The sequence below is a fragment of the Streptomyces sp. NPDC085460 genome, assembly GCF_044541975.1.
GTDB lineage: Bacteria > Actinomycetota > Actinomycetes > Streptomycetales > Streptomycetaceae > Streptomyces.
The window spans coordinates 456,063-477,429 of record NZ_JBITTO010000008.1; the positions used below are offsets into that span (position 1 = coordinate 456,063).

The following is a 21,367-nucleotide window of genomic DNA, read 5'->3' on the forward strand; positions in this document are numbered from 1 at the left end:
CGGTCACCTCGTCCAGAAGCCGACGAGGGCCTCCACGGCCCGGGCGACTTCGTCCGGGCAGGTGTCGGCGGCCAGGACGGTGAGTTCTCGCGTCATGGGGTGCCGGGGCGTGTGGACGAAGTAGTCGCGAGCGTGGTGGAGGAAGCCGGGCTCGTGAAGGAAGTACTCGGATTCGGCGGCGGTGTGGCCGGCGGTCTTGCGGCGGAGGTGGAGCGTCTCGGCCGGTACGTCAAGGTAGAGAGTGTGGTCCGGGCGGAGGAACGGGAGCGTCTTGAGGCGGTCGCGGAGCTGGTGGTGGACGCCGTACCCGAGCAGGGCGTCCAGGGCGTAGGCGTGAGCGAGGAGGGTGTCCACGGAGCGGTCGAGGACGACGAACCGCCTGCCGCTCGCAGCGGCCTCGGCTACTCGGGCGGCCTCGATCTCCATGAACCGTTCGAAGGCGGCGAGCTGGGCAGCAGCGGAGTCCGTGCGGGCCGGCGGGATGTCGTCGCGGTGGGCGATGTGTCTGACGTAGCAGTCGGAGACGAAGGCCCGAGAACCGAGGGCGGTGCGCCGGAGGTGGCGTATCGCCGTGGACTTGCCGGCGTAGGAGGGTCCTTCCAGGGCGATGATCAGCACGCCGGCGCCTTCGTCCGGTAGAAGCGCTCGGCGTAGCGGCCGACCCCGTCGACGAGGTCGGCGGCCGTGGTGAAGGCGTGCCGGATCGGCCGGTACATCTTCCGGGCCGGATGCATCTGCGAGCCGTGCATCCGCAGGACGGTGACCTTGTCCAGGACGACGTCGGTGATGTCGACCAGCTCGGGTCTCATCGTCGCCCCCGTGCGCGTACGGAACAGGTGCTGGTCGCAGCCGGCGAGCGCGTACGTCGCCCAGAAGGCCAGGTCCTCCCAGAACCAGGTGCAGCCGAGGCGGACGGCGGCCTCGTGGACGAGGAGGTGGTCGGGGTGGCGGGTGACGGCGGCGGGCGCGAGGAGCTCGGCATCGGGGTGGGCCGCGACGACCCGGCGGAGTTCCTCCGTGACCTGTTCGAGTGCCCGCGGATCGTAGGGCCGGTACGGCGGCTCGGCGTTTTTGTGCCCGAGGAGCCGTCGACGGGCACCGAACGGCGCGAGCGCGGCGGCCCCCTCTCGGTCGCGCAGCTCGGAGACGGCGTGGATGGTGGGGTACGTGGTCTCCAGGGCGGGGTGGACGCTCCGGGACCGGGTGAAGACCGTGATCACGGTCAGCGGTCGCGGGCGGGCGAGGAACGCACCGGAGGCGGAGAGGGCGAAGTCGTCGTGGTGGGGTTCGATGACGAGGACCGGTCGGCCGGCGGAGGTGCGGGTCTCGATGTAGTACGGGACGCGGGTGTGGGGCGCCGTCACTTCCAGAACGTGGTGGTCGTGGGTCCGGTAGCGGGTGGCGAGCCGCCGGGTGTGCGTCTGATGGGCGCGGTGGAGGTCGTCGGGGAAGGTGTAGATGCCGTGGCCGTCCGGAACCGGCAGGTCGGCCGGAGACCGGGGCTGAGTTCGAACCTGCACAGGAGTCTCCTTCGTCATCGCACGGTCGTCTCGTACCAGTGGCGCCACATCCGGGGTGACCGGAGGCGCAGGCGGGCGGTCACCGGGTTCTGCCACCAGAGCATCCGGAGGCTCGACCACTGGTCATAGCGGCGGGTCGACGGGCGTACGCGCAGCTCGTCGAGGATGGCCACGGGCCGGTCGGTGGCCTGGCCGTGCGCGGTGAGGCGGGCGAAGAACTCCACGTCCTCGCTCATGAACAGGTCGTCCCGGTACCCGCCGACGTGGTGGAAGGCGTCGGCGGTGCAGAACTGGTTGACGCCCTGGGCTCCGCCGCGCCGGGTGCGGTGGTGGTCCCAGTAGGCGCACAGCAGGCGGGCGCCGAGCCGTTCTGGGGTGTAGAGCGGCGGGATGGCGCCGCCGACGGCCCCGGCGTCCATGGCGGCAGCGGCGGCGCCGACCGCCTCCAGGGGCAGAGCAACGTCCGCGTCGGTGAAGAAGAGCCGGCCGCTGCGAGCGGCGACGGCTCCGGTGTTGCGAACCCGGCCGATGTTGCGGACGGTCTCGGTGACGACGCGGACGCCGAAGGAGGCGGCCATGTCGGCGGTGGCGTCGGTGCTGGCGTTGTCGACGACGATCACCTCTCCGGTGCGGCCGGTGGTCTCCTCCCAGCGGGCGAGGGAGGAGAGGACGGAGGGCAGGTAGCGGGGCAGGTAGGCGGCCTCGTTGAAGGCCGGAATCACCACCGACAGGGCAGGGGGGGTCATCGGTACGTCCTTTCCGGGCGGGGTACGCGGAAGAGGTGTGGGGTCCGTCGGTTCAGCTCGTCCAGTCGGTCGGCCCACCGGGTGCGGTCGTCGCCGGTTTCCGAGTGGGCCCAGCAGCGCAGCGTGTGGAAGACGGCCCAGGCGGCCAGCTGGTGGTGGTTGAGGACGAGTGGATAGGCGTCGGTGACGGTGCGGGTCCGGGCGGAGGCGAAGGCACCGGTCATGACCAGGGTCTGGGCGACATCCGATTCGCGGGGTCCGATCGCGGCATCGGTGAAGTCGACCAGGTGCCGCACCGCCCGGGGGCCGGCGATCACGACGTTGTCCCCGTGCAGGTCGCCGTGGCACCACACCGGGGCCGCGGCAGGAGCATCTGTCACGGCTGCCAAGGCAGGGGCGATGCGGTCCAGGGCGCTTGGCGGGCAGCGTCGGCCGAGGGAGGTGACCTGCTCGTGGAGCGGCCGGCGGGGCGCCCACGGCTGCACGGGCGCCCGGTGAAGGCGGCCGAGCAGGCCGGCGAGATCCCGTAGCGCCCGCTCGTCGCTCAATCGCCCGGAGCGCACGGCGGCGCCGAGGGTGAGCGGGCCGAGGTCGGCGGTGACGAGAGCGGTGGCCTGGTGCCCGGGGACATGTCCGTACGCGAGGACGGTCGGTACGGGGACGTGGGGGCCTGCTGTTCTCATCGCCGCGGCCTCGCTGATCGCGTCGCGGCGGGCGGTGGCCGCGTACAGCTTGATCACCACGCTCCGGCCGTCGGCCAGGCCCGCCCGGTACACGACCGACCTCGACCGCGCGGACAGGCGATGTGCGGCACGGACCGGCACGCCGACCAGTCCGACGGCGGCCCGCAGCACTGCGGCGGGTACGTCGCCGTTCACCATGCACCCGCCGGCTCCGTACCGACGGCGCCCAACCGGCGGACGTGCCGGAGGGTGCGCGACATGTGCCGCCGGTACTCGGCCACGTCCTCGGTGCCGGGACAGTCGGCACGCCAAGGCTTCTCGGGCCCGACGAAGTGCACGAGGGCCGCGTTCCGGTCCGGCCTGAGCGACCGGGTGACGACTCGGCGCACCCAGTTCCCCCGTTCCAGGAAGCGGGAGGTCTCGAACCGGTTGAAGCCCGCGCCGACCGGCCGCACTCGGCCGGAGTGCAGAAGCCACAGGTTCAGGGCGTCCTGGTCGTTGTGGAGGATGTGGCGGCGTCCATGGACCAGTGCCTGCTCGACGCCTTTACGGACGGTGGGCAGGCGGCTGGTGTGCGTCCAGAGGACGCCTGCGTTGTAGTAGGGACGGCCGCGCAGCTGGGGCCAGCGTTCGGCGGCCCCGGGCAGAGCCGGGCACGCGCCGACGGCCGGATTGAACTCGTCGCGGACCGCACCGGTCTCGTCGGGCTCCAAGGGATCGAGCGGGTCGGAGATGTCTCCGCGCACGAGCACGTCCGCGTCCACGTAGATCAGGTACGGCCGGCGGACGAAGCCCGGCGTGAACTCGAACCGCAGGTACGTGGTGACGGTGATGTACGAGGCGTCCGCCATCCGGGAAGTGCGCATCGGGGAGCAGTGACGGAGGTCGAAGGAGCCGAAGCCGACCCGCTTGGCGAGGTCGGAGAGGAGGAGGGCCTGCGCCGGGGTCAGGTCGAGGGTGAGGACCCGCACGGCCCCACTGCGCCGGGCGGCCAAGGAGAGGCCGTCGGCCAGCCCCGCGAGGGTGGCGAGGCCGGGGACGAGGTAGTGCTGGTCGATGCAGAGTCCGAACGCGTACACAGGGGCTTCGCCTTTCGGGCGTGGTGCACGGGCAGGGCGGAGAAGCCGGCGACGAGCGGGGCAGGGAGGCCGGCTCCGAATCCGAGGGCTCACCGGTCGTCCCGGGCTCCGGACATGTCGAGGATTTCGAGGCTGTCGGGGTCGCCCGTCTCCCAGTCCGGGCCTCCTCCGGCCGGCGTCCGCAGCACCCACACGGTGCCGCTGTCACGAACGTCGGTGACGATCACCCGCCGCCCGTCGCCATCTCGGACGAGGTCGCCGACCCAGGGACGCCGGGCGCTCACGAGCCACCCTCGTCATGCCGGTCGGTCTGCGCGAACCAGCCGGAGGCCGCGTCCGCGATGTCCCGGCGGCGACGGACCTGGCCGGGGGTCCGGCGGCCCGTGGTGCGGTTCGACGCGTCCGCGAGGAACCCTCCCCGGTCGCGCAGCAGAACGCCGAGAGCCGCGAACTGGGCGGCGTCGGAGCCGACATGCGTCGGACCGCCGACGACAACGCCCCGGATCATCCCCGCGGAGAGGGCGGCCGTGACGGCCTGCCAACCCGGCCGTTCCATGAGCGGCCGGGCCGGGTCGGAGTCGGACCAGACACCGGCGACGTGCCAGTGCCGGGCATCGGCGTAGTAGCGGCCGCGCTCCTCGCCCTCGCTGAGGGCGGTGGAAGCAGCGGCGCAGGAGTAGACGGCCACGGGTACGTGCCCGAGGCCGCCGGACGGGTTGTTCGGCATGTCCTCAAGGCTGCTGGGCAGCGGCGTTCAGGCCCAGACACGGCCCGTCGCACCGGGCAGGCCCGGTGTCCGGGAGGGCTGCCACGTCCCATGGCATCGGGAGCGGGATCGCCCGAGGGTGTGCCACGCTCCATGGCGGTCGGGCCGGGGACACCTCCGCTCCTGCTACGGGGCGTGGTACTTCGGCCGGCCCCGGCCCCGTGCGTCAGCGGACGCCGAGCGGTACGCCGGCGGAGTTCGCCAGTCCTCGCAGCCGGCTGACGGACACCCCGGCGAGCCTGCTGATGATGACCCCGGGAAGCATCTGGTGGCGCACCCACCCGGGAGCCATCTCGCAGACGGCCTGAAGGGTGTCGGCCGCGGCCTCCCACCGACGGCATTCCACCTGCGTGAGGGCGACGTCCAGGCCGTAGCGGGCGCGGGTGGCCAGGGGGACGGCGTCGTCCAGACGGACCGTGTCCATCAGGCGCAGGGCTCCCGCCGTGTCGCCGAGGGCGACCGCGATGCTCATGGCCTGCGTGGCGGCGTACATCGGGCCGTACGGCTGGGCATGGGCCCCGCGGGCGTGTTCGTCTCCGATGCGGGCGGCGACGGCATGGGCCTGGGAGAGGTACTCGCGGGCGTCGTCGGCGTGGGCTCCGCCCCGGGAAGCTGCCACGGCCGCGTTCGTCACGAGTTGCCCGTAGACGCTGAGGCGGTCCGGGTCGTGCTCGCTCATCTTGGGTTCGATCCGGTCTGCCTGCGCAGCCGCGAGGAGGAACCCCTGCCGGGTGCGGCCGTCCCGGAGGTTGACCCACGCGGTGGTGGCGGCGAGATGGGCGTCGCGGAGGTCGTCCCCGGTCCGCACGGCGACCTGACGGCCGTACGTGAGGGCCGCGTACGCCAGATCCCGGGAGCCGAGCACGTTGGCGGCCATGCCGGCGGTCTGGAAGGTGTCGATCAGGACCCCGGCGGCGGCCTCCTTCTCGTCGAGGCCGGCGACGTCGAAGCGGGCCCGCGCCTCGGGAAGGAGCTGTCCGAGGAGCGTCCCCAGCTCGGCGTACCGCCCGCTCCAGTAGGCGGCGTCCGCGCGACGCAGGACCGCGCGAAGCTCGTTGACGCTGCCCGGCTCGACGTCGGCGGGAATGCCGATCGCGGCGTCGTGGGTGGCGGCGGAGACCATCCGCAACGCGGCCCGCTCGTCCCGGTCCATGGACCGACGGGGCGCCTGCTGCCCCAGCAGAACGGCGATGTCGGTACCGAGGGCGTCGGCGATCGACAGGAGTGACGGCAGCGACGCCGTCCCTCCGCGTTCGAGCTTCCTGACCACCCCGACGGAGACGCTTGCGGCCTCCGCCAGCTGCTCCTGCGTCATCCCGCCCCGCAGCGCCTTCAAACGTTCCGAGGTGGTGTACTCCGACCATTCCATGGTCCAGAACCTCCGCGTGGTGAGCCCCACACGGACAGTACTGGCCGCAGAGGGGACGCGGACGCCCTTTACCGGGACGGGAGTTGCCCTCAGGCGGCAAGAACCGCCGTGACCCCGAGCAGTGCTTCGAGCTCCTCCACGGCCGCATCCTCGTCCGTGACGTGGACGGTGGAGATACCCAACGCGGCGGCCGGCGGAAGGTTCACCGCGTGATCATCCACGAAGACACACCGCTCGGCAGGCAGCCCGATCCGCTCCAGCGCGAGCCGGTAGATCGCCGGATCCGGCTTGGCCAGCCCCTCCAGCTCGGACACGACGTGCACGTCGAAGAGATCCCAGATCCCCACGTGCTTGTACGGGTCGAACGGATCAAGCCCGAAGCTGTTGGACAGCAGCGCGAGCCGATGTCCGGCGTCCCGCGCGGCCCGCGCGAGCGCGACCATCCGCCGCGCCGGCGGAACGTCGGCCCACGCCCGCCCCATCAGGTTCACGGGGTCCACATGCTCCCCCAGCAGCGCCGCCGTCCCCGCGTTCCACTCGGCCTGCCCGATCTCCCCGATCTCCAGCGCGGCGTACAGCCGCCGTCCCTCCGGATGATCGTTGAGCGTCGCCCGCCAGGCCCCGGGCTCCAGCCCCTCCGACACGCACCAGGCCCGGTGGACCTCGATGGGACTGGCGGTGAGCACACCGGCGAAATCCAGGATCAGCCCCAGCCGTTCGTCCCCGTCAGCCCCGCTCCCGCACACCATCCGGCGTTCGCCCCTTCCGAAATCGGACTCGTACGGGGACGCTACCGCGCCTCGCCCGGCCAGAGCACAGGCGGCGGAGCCAACCAGGAGGCGCGCTCCGCTGCTGGGCTCGGCGGTGTTCAGGTACCAGCCGAGAGCCGGGTAAGGGCACCACCAATACCTGAGCGAAGCCGCCCCGTTGACGCCCGCCCCCTCCGAGCGGGCGAGCCAGCCGCTCGCCATACCCTCCACCGCCCGGATGACTGCTCGGGCATCCAGCCGACCCAGTCGCCCAGTCATACGGCCCGCGGTACGCCACAGCCCCGGGCAAAAGCCCCCCGAGCTCCCAGCACTCTCAGTGATGAGCGGTTACGGTGAGACACTTGCAGATCGTCTTGGATCACGTCCTACCGGAGGTTGACCTTGCTTCGCCTCAGCGCACTCGCCGTCGCCGCCGCCCTCTTCCTCGACCCCACCCCCGCACAAGCCATGGACGGGCCGGAGGAGCTGACCGTGATGTCGAACGAGCAGTACGAGGAGATGCTCAGCAGCCAGGGGCGGCCCACCGCACCGCGTGTCGCGGCGCCTCGTACCGACAGAGCCGAAGGCGCCCTGGCTGCCCCGGGCTGGGCCGCCGTGAAGTTCAACAGCAAGGACCGGCGGGGGCGGGCCGTCCCAACCCGCGTCGGAAACAGCGAACTGGGCTGGAAGCATTTCTCCGGTCCGCACAACATCACGAACCCCGATGTCGCCAAGAAGATCATCGGCGGCACCAGCAACCCGACGACGAGCAGGGACCAGCCGCACAGGCTCATCTACGACGGTGCCCTCGTGGCAACGGGCGGGCTGCTCAATCCGCCCCGCAAGATCGCCAACATTCGCATCATCGTCCAAGACCACTGGCAGACGGCAGACAGGCGATACTCGCTCAGCGACAGAAACGCCAAGATCGGTGTCATCACGGCGTACTGCCGCAACGTCCCCCGAAACCGCTGCCCTGACAAGGTCAACCAGGCATGACCGAGGAGCTGTCACCGGAGTGGGACGACGAAGGACTGGCGGACCTGCACCGCATCCTGATGTGGCAGCTGCTCCGCTTCACGTCATCGCCGCTCTCGGACACCACCGGCGCCAGGCTCGTCCGCGGTGTCCTGATGCCGCCGGAGCAACGAGGCATCACCCGTGTCGTGCTCTGGGACGGCCACCGGCTGGAGGGCTCCTCGGCATACGACGTGCCACTGGTCCACCCGCAGGGCGACAACATCCCCTGGCCCCATCTCGTCGCAGCCTTCCGGCGGGTGCTCGTCCGTCCTCCCGCGCCCGACAGCATCGACCCCGCGGGCGTCCCGCTCGCCGATGCCCGCCGGCACGTGCTCGCCGCCCTCGACCACGTCGCGTTCGAGCTCGGGGACGCCCTCCACGCCGCGGTCTCCATGCTTCAACCCCCTGATGCCCCGGAAGAGGGCAGCCGTCTGCGACTGGACGGCTTCCTCCTGCGAGATCGCGCCACCGCACGCCTGTACGTCACCACACCCGACATTGCCGATCGTCTCGGACTCGACGTCTCCCTCCACGACGACGATGGACGCGTGCGCGCCGGCAACACCGCTCTCATGGCCGCGCTGCCCTCACTCGTCCCCGACGAACTCGACAGCAACCGCTCCTCCTCTCAGGACACCTACGCCCCCGCCGGCGTCTACGACTTCACCCACTGGTGACACACCCGCAAGAACGCCTAGCCGTCCCGAAAACGCCCGAAGTCTTCGGGAGCGGCAAGCGACTGAGTACGTCCGCGCAGGTCAGAGCCACCCCACTCCCCCATCCACCAAGTGCCTTCTAAGCACTTGGCCGCAGGTTCGAGTCCTGCCGGGGGCGCACAGCGGGACCCCTCCTTCGGGAGGGGTCTTTTTGCTGGTCAGGGGCGGATTTCGGCCGCAGGGGGCGGCGGGGGCTCGGGTGGCTTGATCCGTCCGGCCGGGATCGGGTGGCTTGATCCGTCCGGCCGGGAGCGGTCGGAGGCGGCCTTCGGCGGCTGGTTCTCCTGAGCCAGGTGAGCCGGGTCGTGCGGCGCGCCCGCGGTCCGAGGCGGCCGGGCCGCGGGGCGGCGGCGCGTCCGAGCGGGGCACCTCCGCCGGAAGCGTGCCGGCGGGCGAGTCGGTGCGAGAGTCGATCGGCGGTTCGTACGGGATGCCGACGGTGGTGCACGCGTTCCACTCGGGCGGGGCTCCGGCGGGGTGTGACCGGAGGGAGATCGATCGGGCAGTCGGCGGGGTCGTAGGCGGACGCCCTCATCGCCGTCCGCGGCCTACCGGTCGTCGGTGACAGCGGGCCGGCTGGATCGAGCCGCCGCACGCGCGCCGCGGGGCGGTCGGTTCCGGCCGTGTCGCCTCGCCCGGCCCGAAACGCCCGGCTTGACGAGGGTATCGGGCGGATATGCGGGCGGAATAATCAATTCCAGCGGCAACTCGGCCTCGGAGCAGGAGAATTGCCGGTTCACAGGTGGTTGACGGACCCCATTGCCGATCATTAACTTGTCCGGGGTCGCGCACACCATGCCCGGCCACTCTCATCGAAATACTGCTCCAATCCCGCCGAGGATCATCCCTTCCTCGGCGGGTCCGAATACGGTTCACCCGCCAGCCGGAGGCAGTACGTTGTTGGAACACCCGATACCGGGTGGGTATGTGATCGCGGCGAGCGATCCCCCCACCCTCTTCGCTCTTCTTCGCCTCTCCAGTGCCCCACTGGTCCCCGCTGCCTCTGCAGCGGCCTTCGACGTGAACCGGTAGGCGGCCTTCTGACAGTCGTCCCAGGAGACGGCTTCTCTCTCTTTTCGGATCATTCGCGCGCCTTGGCGTCCGCGGTGACACAGGCGGTCCATGCCTGTGGATCTCCGTGCGCCCGAGGCGTGAAATCGCCATGCGCTGAACCGGGTTGTTCGCCTTTCCCCTGACCCGGTGCCGGTGATTTCCGCGAACCGATCCGACTCGTTCACCCTTCCCTGCCCGGAAACGCCGTCGACGACGGCGCTTTCCCCGAGGCCGGTCCATGAAGAGTCGAAAGGTCTACGGCTGAGATGACCCATGCCCCCACGAATGTGCTGACCCGGAAGCGCGTCCTGCCCGTCGGCGGAAACGGTTCGCTCTGGGCCGCCCGCCCCGCGTACGGAATCTTCGAGTTCCGCGGCCGGCAGCTGCGGATCGAGGTCGCGGACCCGACGGAGGTGCTGTTCCCCACCGACTGCGGGCTGAGCCTGGTGGCCGCCCTCGACGGCGAGCACGGCCTGGACCTCCAGGGCGTCACCGCGCTCGACCTCGGCTGCGGGTCCGGCCTCTACACGGTCGCCCTGCTCGCCGCCGGCGCCGCCCACGTGACCGCGCTGGACATCAACGCGGCCTCGGAGGCCGAGACCACGGCCAACGTCGAGCGCAACGGCCTCGACCTCGGCCGGCTCACCTGCGTCACCGCCGACCTCGCCGCGTACACGCCGGCCCGGAAGTTCGACCTGGTGGTCACCAATCCGCCGCACCTGCCGTACGACCCCAGCTACGCCACCGACAACGGCCTCGAAACCGCGCTGGTCGCGGGCCGGAACGGCCGCGCGCTGTACGACGCGGTCGTGGCGCGCGTCGACGACCTCCTCGCCCCCGGCGGCCGAATGATCATGGCTCATTCCTCGCTGGCCGATGTACCGCGCACGATCGCGGAACTGGAAATGCGCGGATACGCGTGGCGCACCCTCGAAATGTGCGAGATGGACATCCCCCTGCTGGCATATGCCGAGCACAAGGAGACGATGCTCGGTCTCCTCGAAGCGCAGCGAGAGCTCGGCAGCGCCGACTTCGAGGGTGAGCGTTTCACCGTGCACGCGCTGGAGTTCCGCCGGGCTTCCGACGCCGACGAGCGCTGACCGCCCTCGGCACACCGCACACCCGCACGCATCACCTCACGAGGGGAATGAGATGAACGCCGAGTCAAGCGCGTTGCGCGTCGACGCGTCCGAGGTCAGCAGTCTGCTCGCCCGCCATTTCGCGAAGGAGTTCGACGCCGACCGGATGGCCGCGCTGCGCGCGCAATTCGACGCCGAGCACATCGTGCCGCTCCGGCAGTTGTGTCCGCCGGAACTCTTCGGGCCGATCAAGGACGAGGCATGCGCGATCATGGACCGCTACGGCGTCACCCATGATCTCGTCTTCGAAATCACCGACAACACCCCGCGCAGCATGACCACCGTCGGACAACCGGTGATCAAGGACGAAGGACCGCTGATCGACGCGTTCTACTTCGCCCCCGAACTCATCGCATTCGTCGGTGACGTCGTCGGCGAGCAGGTGCATTCCTGTCCCTACGCGGGCGAGCACTACGTGATCAGCCGGCTCGGAAAGTCGGGCGACACCCACGGCTGGCACTGGGACGACTTCACCTACGGGATCATCCTCGTCCTGGAGGCGCCGCACTACACCGAGGGCGGATTCGTCCAGGCCGTGCCCAACACCTCCTGGGACAAGGACAATCCGGACGTCTACGGCGCCCTCATCAGCAGCCAGGTCCGCTCCTACGCACTGGAGCCCGGCGACGCCTACGTCGTGAAGACGAACACCACCATGCACCGCGTGCACCCGATCCGCGGCGAGGGCCGGCGCACCATCGTCAACATGACCCTGGCCAGCACCGACGACCTGACCAGGCCCATGACGCACGAGACGAACGACACCCTCTTCGGTGGCGTCCGGGACCCTCGAAGTGCCGGCTGAGCCGCCCCGGCCACCCGCCGGGGAACCGCCGATGCGACCACGGGAGACGATGCGCGGCCTGCCGCGCCCCCTCCAGCCCTTCCTGACCTGGGTGACCGGCGTCCCGCTCGCCGGCGACGCGCTGCGGGTCCGCTGGCGTCCCACGCTGGCCCTGATCGCCGGCGTCGTCCAGACCGCCGCGGGCATCGCCGCCGGCGCGTACGGCCTCACCCGGCCGTGGTACGTCCTGGTCCCGCTGGTCCTGCTGTCCTGGCCGACCATCGCCGGCGGCATGCGGCGCCTCGACGTAGTGGTCGTCCACCAGACGCTGCACCGGATGTTCACCGCCTCCACCGGCGGCAACCGGGTCGTCAGCGAGATCGTCACCACGCTGCTGTGGCGCCCGCCGTACGACGGCAACCGCCAGGAACACCTCACCCACCACGCCTTCCCCTGCTCCCTCAAGGACGGCGACACGGTCTACCTCCAGAGCACCGGGGCGCGCCCCGGCATGACCCGTCAGGAGTTCCGCCGCTATCTGCTGGGGGCCGTGTTCTCCCCGCGCCACCACTGGGGCTTCCTCTCCAGTCGGCTCCGGGGGAACTTCCTCAGCAGGTCGCCGCTGTACCGGATGACCATGGCGTACGCGTACCTCGCCGGCACCGTCGCGTTCGTGGCGCTCACCGGCTGGTGGTTGCAGTGGCTGCTGTTCTGGTTCCTGCCCGCCACCTTCTTCTTCCAGAACCAGACCCTGCTCTACACGCTCAGCGAGCACCGCTGGTGGCTCCACGACAACGCCGAGCGGCTCACCAAGGCCCAGCGCGACCAGCTGACCTTCGGCCGGTTCTGCGGCGCACCCGTCCCGGACACCACCGGCGCGGGCGCCCTCGGGCGCTGGGGCGCCTGGACCGGTTGGTGGCTGCGGATGGTGCTGCTCTACGCGCCGTACCGGATGTGGGTCCTGGTCGGCGACACCGTGCAGCACGACCTGCACCACGTACGCCCCAAGGTCGACTGGGCGAACTCCTCCTGGATCCGCAACGACGACCTGGCGGCCGGCAACGCCGACCGCTACTTCGAGGCGTGGGGCGGCCTGCTCACCCACGTGTACGTCGGGAACAGCGTCCGCGACTGGACCGCCGTGCCCTCCGCGCCGATCGCCGCGACCAAGGCGGGGGTGACCCCATGACACCGGTGTCCGACAAGGTCCTCGTGATCGACGGCACGGGACGCGGCCACGCGATCTGCGAGCTGTTCACCCGCACCAACCCGGACGTCACCGTGTACTACGGTCCCGGCTGCGACGTGATCGACCATCCGCGCATCGTCCCGGCCGGGTCCGTCAGCCTGGCCGACCCGGCCACCGCCGTCGACTTCCTGGCCACCCACCCCGTCGAGTTCGTCTTCGTCTCCCACATCGACGCCCTCTCGCAGGGCTACGTGGAGGCGCTGCGGGCGGCCGGGCACCGGGTCGTCGGCCCCACGGCGGCCGCGGCGGCCCTGGAGTCGAGCAAGACCCGCGGCAAGGAGTTCTGCCGTGACCACGGCATCCCGGTTCCCGAGTTCGAGGTGTTCACCGACGTCGCCAAGGCGAAGGAGTTCCTGGGCTCGGTGCCGTACCGGTGCGTCGTCAAGACCGACGGGCTGACCCCGGACGGCGACGGCTCGGTGGTCTGCGACACGGCCGCCGAGGCCATCGCCGCCGTCGACAGGTTCGCCGCCGAAGCGGCCGAGGCGGCGGCCGGCGGGTCGTCCGACGGGCTGCGGCTGGTCGTCGAGGAGCGCCTGACCGGCCGGGAGATCTCGGTGTTCGCCCTCCTCGACGGCGACAGCGCGCTCCTCTTCCCGACCGCGATGGACTACAAGCGCACCCTGGAGGGTGACGCCGGCAAGAACTGCGACGGCATGGGGTCCGTCGCCCCGCACCCCGACGACAGCCCCGGCCTGCGCGAGGAGCTGCGGGCGGCGCTCGTCGACCCCCTGCTGCGCGGACTGCGGGCGGACGGCCTCGACTTCACCGGCTTCGTCTACATCGGGGCCATGCTGACCCCTCGCGGCCCGGTCGTCATCGAGATCAACGCGCGCTTCGGGGACTCCGAGGCGCAGGTGGTGCTGCCCGGCGTCCGGAGCGACTTCCTGGACCTGTGCCGGGCCGTGCTCGCCCGCGACCTGGGCGGCCGGCGGCTCGACACCGACGGGCTCGCCCGGTGCTCGGTCGCGCTGGTGCAGGGCTGCCTGGACCCCGCGGACCCCGACGCCCTCATCGGCTGGCCCTTCGGCCCCTTCGCCGCCGGCCAGCCGGTACGCGGCATGGCGCCGGCCGGTCCCGCCGGTCCCGCCGGTCCCGCCGGTCCCGCCGAGACACAAGGCCCGGACGGCGCCGACGACACCCTGGTGTTCTGCGCCAACATCCGCCGCGACGCGGCCGGCACCCCCCGGACCAGCGGCGGCCGGGTGCTCCACGTCGTCGGCGCGGGCCACACCCTCGACCGGGCCCGCCGGCTGGCCTACGACCGCATCGAGCACGTCGGATTCCCCGGCATGCGCTACCGCACCGACATCGGGGCCGGACTCGCCCCGGCGCCCGCCGCCGGCCCGGCCCCGCGGGCCCGCACCAGGAAGTGAGAACGCCATGCCACGCAGAAAAGCGTTCGTCCTCTTCGAGCTGATGAACGCCATGCTGTACACCGCGCGGGCGGCGAAGGCCCGGGGCTTCGCCATCGTCGCCCTCAACCACAACCCGCTCTGCGCGACCGGCCCGTTCGCGGTGGAGGAGGGCCTCGTCGACGAGGTCGTCACCCTCGCCTCCTGGAGCGACCCGGCCGCGCTCGACCGCGTGCTGAAGGACGTGGCGAGCCGGTACGAGGTCGTCGGCACGCACAGCATGTTCGAACCGACGCTGCCCCACCAGGCGGCCCTGCGGCAGCTCGCCGGACTGCCGACCACCGACCCGGACACCCTGACGGGCATCCTCGACAAGACCCGGGTCCGCCGGACGCTGTACGACGCGGGGCTCTCCGCCCTGCGCGGCGTCCCGCTGGAGGAGGCCCTGGACTGGGACGGCTGGCGGTTCGCCGGTCCGGCCGTCCTCAAGCCGGCCAACGGCACCGGCAGCGCCCTCTGCTTCGAGGTCGCGTCGATGGCCGAACTCCGCGAGGCGGCGGCCCGGGTCCGTACCGCCGACGTCGTCAACCCGCTGATGCGCGCGTACATCCGGGCGCACGGCGGCTTCGTCCTGGAGGAGAAGGCCGCGGGCGAACTCCTGTCGGTCGAGTCCGTGGTGCACCGCGGCGAGGTCGGCTTCGTGACCCTCACCGGGCGGTACGTGCTCGCCTCCGACCCGGTGGTCGAGCAGGGCATGCAGACGCCGTACCACCACCCCCACCTGGAGCGGATCGTCGCCGCCTCCCGGGCGGTCCACACCTGCCTGGGCTTCCACCACGGCGGCACCCACCTGGAGTTCATGGTCGCCGAGGACGGCACCCCCGAACTCATCGACTTCAACCCGCGCCCCGCCGGCTTCGCGTCCCCGGTGTCCATAGGCGAGGCGTACGGGCTCGACTACGCCGAGGTCCTCGTCGACGTCGGCTGCGGCGTCGCACCGGACCTGGGCTTCACCGCGCGGCCGCCCCGGTACGCCGTCGAGATGGTGGTGCTGCCCCCGCCGGGCGCCACCGAGTTCCGCACCATCGAGTTCCCCGAGGGCGCCCTCGCCGCCCGGGCCACCAAGGCCCCCGGGGAACGGCTCAGCGGCCGGGCCGACCAGCTCGACGCCGTCGGCATGTTCATCGTCACCGCGGCCACGGCCCCCGAGGCGCACCGCCTCGGCCTCGCGGCGCGGCGCGAGGTCGTCGTCAACGGGGTCCGCCTCGGCGACAACCCCCACAACCTCGTCGCCTTCTCCGAGCACATCGGCCGGGACCTGCCCGCGCCGGCCGGACGGCGGTCGTGACCGGACCCGAGACAGCCGGACCCCAGAGAGAGGGAACCATGACCCAGGGCCACGGCCTGGCCGAGGTGTTCGACGACCGTGAGTCGGCGGTCCGTTCGTACGTACGGTCCTTCCCGGCCACCTTCGAGACCGGCCACCAGGAGTTCCTGGTGAGCACGGACGGGACCCGCTACCTCGACTTCCTCGCCGGCGCGGGCGCGCTGAACTACGGCCACAACCCCGGCTTCGCGAAGCGCGCCCTCATCGCCCACCTGGAGCGCGACGGGCTCACCCACGCGCTCGACCTGGCCACCACCGCCAAGCGGGACTTCCTGGAGGTCTTCGCCGCGCACGTGCTCCGGCCGCGCGGCCTCGACCACAAGGTGCAGTTCTGCAGCCCGTCGGGGACCAACGCGGTCGAGGCCGCGCTGAAGGTCGCCCGGCTGGTCACCGGCCGCACCAACGTCATCGCCTTCGGCGGCGGCTTCCACGGCATGAGCACGGGCGCGCTCGCCGCGGTCGGCGCCGGCTTCTACAAGCAGGGGCTGCGCCCCACCCTGGGTGGAGTGACCCACGTCCCCTACCCGGACTCCCCGATGGGGCCGTTCGACAGCCTGGACCTGCTGGACCGGCTGGTGGGCGACCCCAGCTCCGGCGTGGAGAAGCCGGCGGCGGTGCTCCTGGAGACCGTCCAGTGCGAGGGCGGGGTGTACGTGGCTCCCGACGCCTTCCTGGCCGGCCTGCGGAAGTGGTGCGACACCCACCGGGTGCTCCTGATCGTCGACGACATCCAGGTCGGCTGCGGCCGTACCGGCGCGTTCTTCTCCTTCGAGCGGGCGGGCGTCGAGCCGGACCTGATCACGCTCTCCAAGTCGATCAGCGGCTTCGGGCTGCCGATGGCCCTGCTCCTGCTGAAGCCCGAGTACGACATCTGGAAGCCGGGCCAGCACAGCGGCACCTTCCGCGGCAACCAGCTCGCGTTCGTCGCCGCCGCCGAGGCGATCCGCGCCCACTGGGCGGACGGCGCGGACCCGGCCTTCGCCGCCGAGGTGCGCCGCAAGGGGGAGCTCGTCACCGACTTCCTCCGGCGGGAGGCGGTCGCGCGCTTCGGCGCGCGGGTGCGCGGCCGCGGGCTGATCCTCGGCCTCGACCTGAGCGACTCGGGCATCGCCGGCGCGAAGGTCTCCCGGCGCTGCTTCGAACGCGGACTGATCGTGGAGACCTGCGGCCGGGACAGCGAGGTGGTCAAGATCCTGCCGCCGCTGACCGTCGCGGACATCAGCCTGGTCCAGGGCCTGGAGATCATCGTCGAGGCCCTCTACGACGAGGCGGAAGGCGCCCGCCGCACGCCGGTCGCGGCCACCTCATGACGCGCGGCCTCACGAGCGGCGCCACGCGCGGCCTCACGAGCGGCGCCGCACGCGCGCCACACACGACCTCACCAGCGACCTCACCAGCGATCTCATCAGCGACCTCACGGGTGACCTCTTGACGAGCGAAGGAAGTGCCGACGTGGACAGGCCCGACACCATCCTGATCATCGGTGGCCGGCTGGAGGCCCTCCAGAAGGCCAAGGAACTCGGCCTGCGGGTCGTCTTCCTCCAGCACAAGGAGCGGCTGCTGCCCGGCCAGGCCGAGACGGCGGACGTCCTCCTCCTGGTGGACTACCTCGACTGGGACGTGACCCGCCCCATGGTCCTGGCCGCGCACGAGGCGTACGGCTTCACCGCCGTCATGACCCTCGTCGAGCAGGCCACCGAACTGGCCGGACGCATCAACGACATGCTGGGACTCGGCGGCACCTCCTTCGAGGTGGCCCGGCGCTTCCACGACAAGCTGCGGATGCGCGAATGGCTCCACGACACCGGCTTCGAGTCGGTGGGCTGCGCCGAGGTCGCCTCGGCCCAGGACGTCCGCGACTTCGCCGGGCGGTACGGCTTCCCGGTGATCGTCAAGCCGCTGGACGGCACGGCCAGCCGGGGCATCGCCGTGATCCGCGGACCGGAGGAGACCGACGACGCCTGGGCGGAGCTGACCGGGCTGCGCGGCCGCGCCGACCTGCCGATGGCGACGTTCTACCCCGTGGACCGCTTCATCGCCGAGGAGTACATCGACGGCGTCGAGTACAGCGCCGAGAGCTTCTCCTTCGACGGCCACCACGTCGTCGTCTCGATCACCGACAAGTTCCACGAGGGCTGCGTCGAGATGGGCCACGCCCTGCCGGCGATCCTCGCCGAGGACGTCGAGACCACCATCGTCGAGCACGTGGTCGGCTTCCTGACGGCCATGGGCCTGAAGGACGGCGTCGGCCACACCGAGATCAAGCTCTCCTCCAAGGGCCCCCGGATCATCGAGGGCCACGACCGGGTGGCCGGCGACCGGCTGCTCGACTTCATGGCCGTCACCCACGGCTTCGACATGGAGCGGTACGCCTCCGGCTGGCCGCTGCGACGCCTGCCCGCGCTCACCGGCCGGCCGGAGCCGGTCCTCGGCTCGGCGACCAAGTGGGTGAACGGGCGGCCGGGGATCGTCGAGGCCGTCGAGGGCGTCGAGGAACTCCGCGCGGAGGAGGGGGTGTTCGGCGTGGACGTGCACATCGCGCCCGGTGACGAGATCGAGCCGATGGCGGACAACTTCGGCCGGCACGTCCAGGTGCTGGTGACCGCCGACACCACCCAGGCGGCCATCGCGCGCATCGACGAGCTGATCGGCCGGGTCCGGATCGTCACCCGGCCCGCCGCGGACTGAGCCCGGCCCCCGCCCCCGCGCGCATCCACGAGCGACACGAGCGACACGAGAGAGAGTCGGGACAGTGGCAACCACCCTCGCACCCGAGACGGTCTGGCAGAGACTCGGCATCCCACGGCTGACGGGAAACGGCCGGTTCGTCTCCGCGAGCCTCATCGACAGCCTCGGCACCGGGCTGATCATGGCGTTCACCCTGGTCTACTTCGCCAGAACGACCTCGGTCTCCGTCACCGCGATCGGCGCGGCGATGACCCTCGCGCGGTTGCTCGCGCTGCCCGCGTCGCTCGTCGTCGGCCCGCTGATCGACCGGTTCACCCCCCGCCGTACGGCGGCGTGGGGCAACCTCGTGTCGGTCGTCGGCTACCTCGGCTTCCTGGCGGCCCAGTCCGTCTGGCAGATCGTCGTGGTCGTCTTCCTGGTGCAGGTGGGCCACACGACGTACTGGACGTCCAGCAGCGGCCTGGTGGTGCTGGCCTCACCGGAGGACCGGCGCACCAGCTGGTTCGGGTTCATGACGGCCCTGCGGAACACGGCGATGGCGATCGGCGGCGCGCTGGCCGCCTTCGCCTTCGCGCTGGGCGAGGGGACCGCCCTGAACGCCATCGTGATCGGCAACGCGGCCAGTTACATCCTGGCGGCGACCCTGCTGTTCCTGTGGCGGCCGCCGTACCAGGAACAGCCGGCCGACGAGACCGACCGGGAGCCGGCCGACGAGACCGTCCGGGAGGCGGCGGACAAGACCGACCGGGAGCAGGCCGACAAGACCGTCCCGGAGGCGCGGGACGGGGGCGGCCAGGAGGCACCCCGCCCCCGGGCGGGCTACGCCACGGTCCTGCGGGACGTCTCGTACTCCCTGCTGATCGGCGTCAACGCCACGCTCGTCTTCGGCCAGATGCTCATCAAGGTGCTCCTCGCGATCTACATCGTCGACGCCCTGAAACTGCCCGCCTGGACGGCCGGCGCCCTCATCGTGGTCAACGCGGTCCTGGTCTCCCTCACCCAGACCCTCGTCTCCAAGCGGACCGAGAAGGCCCGGATGACCCGGGCCATCATGCTGGCCTCGGTCCTCAACGCGGCGGCCTTCGGCCTGTTCGCGGTCCTGTACGTCACGCCCGACGCCGTCACGTACGCCGGACTGTTCCTCGCGATGGCGGTCTTCACGCTCGCCGAGGTCATCGCGTTCCCCGCCGTCGAGACCCTCAGCGTCTCGATGGCCCCCCGCCACATCCGCGGCCGCTATCTGGCCACCTACCAGCTGTCCTGGACCGTCGGCGAGATCGCCGCGCCAGGTCTGCTCACCTTCCTGCTGGCCCGCGGCGAGGTCCTGCCGATGCTCTTCCTGCTCGGGCTGAGCCTGGTGGCGATCCCGCTGCTGCTGGCGCTGGAACGGCGAGCCCACACCACAACGACGATCGGAGAGCGCGCATGAGGACAGTCGCCGTGATATCGACCCGCGGCTTCGGGGTGTTCCGCCACGATCTGCTGGTCGAGCCGGACCAGGTCAGGTTCGTCGGCATCTTCTCGGAGCAGGACAGCCTCAACGTCTCGGAGACCGAGCGGGCCTACTTCCACCGCATCCACGTGGTGCCGTGCGGCCTCGCCGACCCCTCGTACACCGAGTCGTCGATCGTCGACCCGGCGGCCACCCGGGCGATCGTCCGCGAGCTGGCGGCGGAGACCGGCCCCGCCGACCTCACCCTGCACTGCTTCGACGAGCGGAACCTGCTGCTCACCGCCGAACTGCGGGAGGAGCTCGGCCTCGTCGGCCCCACCTACGAGCAGCTGCTGCCCTACCGCGACAAGTGCCTGATGAAGGAGAAGCTGGCCGGCACCGGGCTGCGGGTGCCCCGGTTCGGGCTCCTCGACCCGAAGGCGTTCGCCGAGGACCGGGCGGCGGTGCTGGACGCCATCGTCGCCGACGTCGGCCTCCCCTTCGTCCTCAAGCCGGTCGACGCCGCCTCCGCCGACGGCGTGTACAAGATCTTCGAGCCGGAGGAGTTCCACGCCCTCCCGCGCGACCTCGGCCGCGGCTACGAGTACGAGGAGCACATCGACGGCACCATGTTCAGCGTCAACCTGGTCGTCCAGGACGGCAGGACCGTCTTCGGCGGGGTCACCGAGTACCTGGTCAACTCGACCGAGGTGCAGCGCGGCCGGGTGAACGCCGACATCAACCTGATCGAGTCCGACCCGCGCGTGCCGCGCATGATCGCCTTCGCCGAGACGGTCCTCGACGCGCTCGGCAAGCTGGACGGCGCCAGCCACCTGGAGCTGTTCCACACCAAGGACGACGAGCTGGTCTTCCTGGAGGTCGGCGCACGCTTCAAGGGCCTCGCCGGGCTCGCCGCCATGCAGCAGAACTACGCCGTCGCGCTGCTCAACCTGGCCTTCGAGATCGAGGCGGGCCTGCCGAGCCACCCCTGGGACCAGGAGCAGATGTACTGCTTCGACGCCGTGCTGCCCAAGCGCCCCGGGATCGTCTCCGAGCTCGTGCTCCCCGACGTGGAGAGCGAGGTCGAGATGAAGTGGAAGGTACGGGTGGGAGAGGAGATCGGGCAGGGCGCCTCGCTCATCGACAACGGCGGCACCTTCCTGGTGCGCAACCACGACTACGAGACCCTCTACCGGGACTTCGAACGACTCGCCTCGTACGAGCCCATCCGCTACGAGAACTGACGCCGCGGAGGGGTGCGACCGTCGTGCTGCGCAGACAACGTGAAGACGTCGACGTCGAGTCGGTCCGGTCCTCGGTGAAACGCATCATCGAATCGGACCGGTACGACGGCTGGCTGATCGAGCTGCCGGACCACGTCCTGGTGCAGCTCGCAGCGCCGCTGGAGATGCTCGGGTTCCAGCACCACCTCACACCACGCCAGGACGTTCTGCTGGTCAGAGCCGCGCGGGTGGTGTGGGACGCTGTCGCCGGCCTCCTGGACGACTGCCCGGACGATCTGGCCGCCGAGTTCGCACGGCTCGGCGCCGCCCTCGTGGACCGTTCCGCCGTGGCGCGCGGCCAGGGGTGAGCCGACCACCTCGGCCTCAGCCCCGACCCCGGCTGGGCAGC

General features: G+C 71.3%; 21 protein-coding genes. 12 read left to right on the forward strand and 9 right to left on the reverse strand.

What is annotated here, in order from left to right; translation table 11 throughout:
* Nucleotides 1-3 precede the first annotated feature (3 nt).
* From ACIGHB_RS23250 to ACIGHB_RS23290, 9 genes are all read right to left on the reverse strand, one after another.
* On the reverse strand, nt 4-618 hold the full coding sequence (locus ACIGHB_RS23250; protein ID WP_399915567.1) for a hypothetical protein: 615 nt from the start codon (nt 616-618) through the stop codon (nt 4-6).
* A complete protein-coding gene (locus ACIGHB_RS23255) occupies nt 612-1,538 on the reverse strand; it encodes a PIG-L deacetylase family protein (RefSeq protein ID WP_399915568.1) in 927 nt (308 codons plus the stop codon). The genes ACIGHB_RS23250 and ACIGHB_RS23255 overlap by 7 nt, the downstream gene beginning before the upstream one ends.
* Nucleotides 1,535-2,266: a glycosyltransferase gene (locus tag ACIGHB_RS23260; protein WP_399915570.1), complete on the reverse strand. Its 732-nt coding sequence runs from the start codon at nt 2,264-2,266 to the stop codon at nt 1,535-1,537. Before ACIGHB_RS23260 ends, ACIGHB_RS23255 begins: the two co-directional genes overlap by 4 nt.
* Complete coding sequence (locus ACIGHB_RS23265) at nt 2,263-3,147, reverse strand: phosphotransferase enzyme family protein (protein ID WP_399915572.1); 885 nt, start codon at nt 3,145-3,147, stop codon at nt 2,263-2,265. The genes ACIGHB_RS23260 and ACIGHB_RS23265 overlap by 4 nt, the downstream gene beginning before the upstream one ends.
* The gene (locus ACIGHB_RS23270) at nt 3,141-4,028 is read right to left on the reverse strand and encodes a glycosyltransferase family 8 protein (protein WP_399915574.1); all 888 of its coding nucleotides are present in this window, start codon (nt 4,026-4,028) and stop codon (nt 3,141-3,143) included. The genes ACIGHB_RS23265 and ACIGHB_RS23270 overlap by 7 nt, the downstream gene beginning before the upstream one ends.
* A gap of 89 nt (nt 4,029-4,117) precedes the next feature.
* Nucleotides 4,118-4,312, reverse strand: coding sequence for a hypothetical protein (locus ACIGHB_RS23275; protein ID WP_399915576.1), 195 nt, complete (start codon nt 4,310-4,312; stop codon nt 4,118-4,120).
* The gene (locus ACIGHB_RS23280; RefSeq protein WP_399915578.1) at nt 4,309-4,755 is read right to left on the reverse strand and encodes a hypothetical protein; all 447 of its coding nucleotides are present in this window, start codon (nt 4,753-4,755) and stop codon (nt 4,309-4,311) included. Before ACIGHB_RS23280 ends, ACIGHB_RS23275 begins: the two co-directional genes overlap by 4 nt.
* Nucleotides 4,756-4,960: 205 nt before the next feature.
* Nucleotides 4,961-6,163, reverse strand: coding sequence for a helix-turn-helix domain-containing protein (locus ACIGHB_RS23285; RefSeq protein ID WP_399915580.1), 1,203 nt, complete (start codon nt 6,161-6,163; stop codon nt 4,961-4,963).
* Between the two features lie 89 nt (nt 6,164-6,252).
* Nucleotides 6,253-6,912: an HAD-IA family hydrolase gene (locus tag ACIGHB_RS23290; protein WP_399915582.1), complete on the reverse strand. Its 660-nt coding sequence runs from the start codon at nt 6,910-6,912 to the stop codon at nt 6,253-6,255.
* Nucleotides 6,913-7,314: 402 nt separating this feature from the next.
* Between ACIGHB_RS23290 and ACIGHB_RS23295 the strand changes: the two genes are divergently transcribed.
* The 12 genes from ACIGHB_RS23295 (at nt 7,315) to ACIGHB_RS23350 (ending at nt 21,326) form a co-directional block, all read left to right on the forward strand.
* A complete protein-coding gene (locus tag ACIGHB_RS23295) occupies nt 7,315-7,911 on the forward strand; it encodes a hypothetical protein (protein ID WP_399915584.1) in 597 nt (198 codons plus the stop codon).
* The gene (locus ACIGHB_RS23300) at nt 7,908-8,609 is read left to right on the forward strand and encodes a hypothetical protein (protein ID WP_399915586.1); all 702 of its coding nucleotides are present in this window, start codon (nt 7,908-7,910) and stop codon (nt 8,607-8,609) included. The genes ACIGHB_RS23295 and ACIGHB_RS23300 overlap by 4 nt, the downstream gene beginning before the upstream one ends.
* Nucleotides 8,610-9,967: 1,358 nt before the next feature.
* Nucleotides 9,968-10,801 carry a methyltransferase gene (locus tag ACIGHB_RS23305; RefSeq protein ID WP_360309528.1) on the forward strand — a complete coding sequence of 278 codons (834 nt, stop codon included), beginning with the start codon at nt 9,968-9,970 and terminating at the stop codon, nt 10,799-10,801.
* A gap of 52 nt (nt 10,802-10,853) precedes the next feature.
* A complete protein-coding gene (locus ACIGHB_RS23310; protein WP_399915588.1) occupies nt 10,854-11,645 on the forward strand; it encodes a hypothetical protein in 792 nt (263 codons plus the stop codon).
* 31 nt (nt 11,646-11,676) lie between these two features.
* On the forward strand, nt 11,677-12,813 hold the full coding sequence (locus tag ACIGHB_RS23315) for a fatty acid desaturase (protein ID WP_360309532.1): 1,137 nt from the start codon (nt 11,677-11,679) through the stop codon (nt 12,811-12,813).
* The gene (purD, locus tag ACIGHB_RS23320; protein ID WP_399915591.1) at nt 12,810-14,249 is read left to right on the forward strand and encodes a phosphoribosylamine--glycine ligase; all 1,440 of its coding nucleotides are present in this window, start codon (nt 12,810-12,812) and stop codon (nt 14,247-14,249) included. The genes ACIGHB_RS23315 and purD overlap by 4 nt, the downstream gene beginning before the upstream one ends.
* A gap of 7 nt (nt 14,250-14,256) precedes the next feature.
* Entirely contained in the window at nt 14,257-15,576 is a 1,320-nt protein-coding gene (locus ACIGHB_RS23325) for an acetyl-CoA carboxylase biotin carboxylase subunit family protein (RefSeq protein ID WP_399915593.1), read from the forward strand.
* Between the two features lie 38 nt (nt 15,577-15,614).
* On the forward strand, nt 15,615-16,925 hold the full coding sequence (locus ACIGHB_RS23330; RefSeq protein ID WP_399915595.1) for an aspartate aminotransferase family protein: 1,311 nt from the start codon (nt 15,615-15,617) through the stop codon (nt 16,923-16,925).
* A 142-nt stretch (nt 16,926-17,067) separates the two neighbouring features.
* Nucleotides 17,068-18,303, forward strand: a complete 1,236-nt coding sequence (locus ACIGHB_RS23335) for an ATP-grasp domain-containing protein (RefSeq protein WP_399915597.1) — start codon at nt 17,068-17,070, stop codon at nt 18,301-18,303.
* A gap of 64 nt (nt 18,304-18,367) precedes the next feature.
* A complete protein-coding gene (locus tag ACIGHB_RS23340) occupies nt 18,368-19,732 on the forward strand; it encodes an MFS transporter (protein ID WP_399915599.1) in 1,365 nt (454 codons plus the stop codon).
* Nucleotides 19,733-19,743: 11 nt separating this feature from the next.
* The gene (locus ACIGHB_RS23345) at nt 19,744-20,979 is read left to right on the forward strand and encodes an acetyl-CoA carboxylase biotin carboxylase subunit family protein (protein WP_399915601.1); all 1,236 of its coding nucleotides are present in this window, start codon (nt 19,744-19,746) and stop codon (nt 20,977-20,979) included.
* Nucleotides 20,980-21,002: 23 nt separating this feature from the next.
* Nucleotides 21,003-21,326 carry a hypothetical protein gene (locus ACIGHB_RS23350; RefSeq protein WP_360309546.1) on the forward strand — a complete coding sequence of 108 codons (324 nt, stop codon included), beginning with the start codon at nt 21,003-21,005 and terminating at the stop codon, nt 21,324-21,326.
* Nucleotides 21,327-21,367 lie beyond the last annotated feature (41 nt).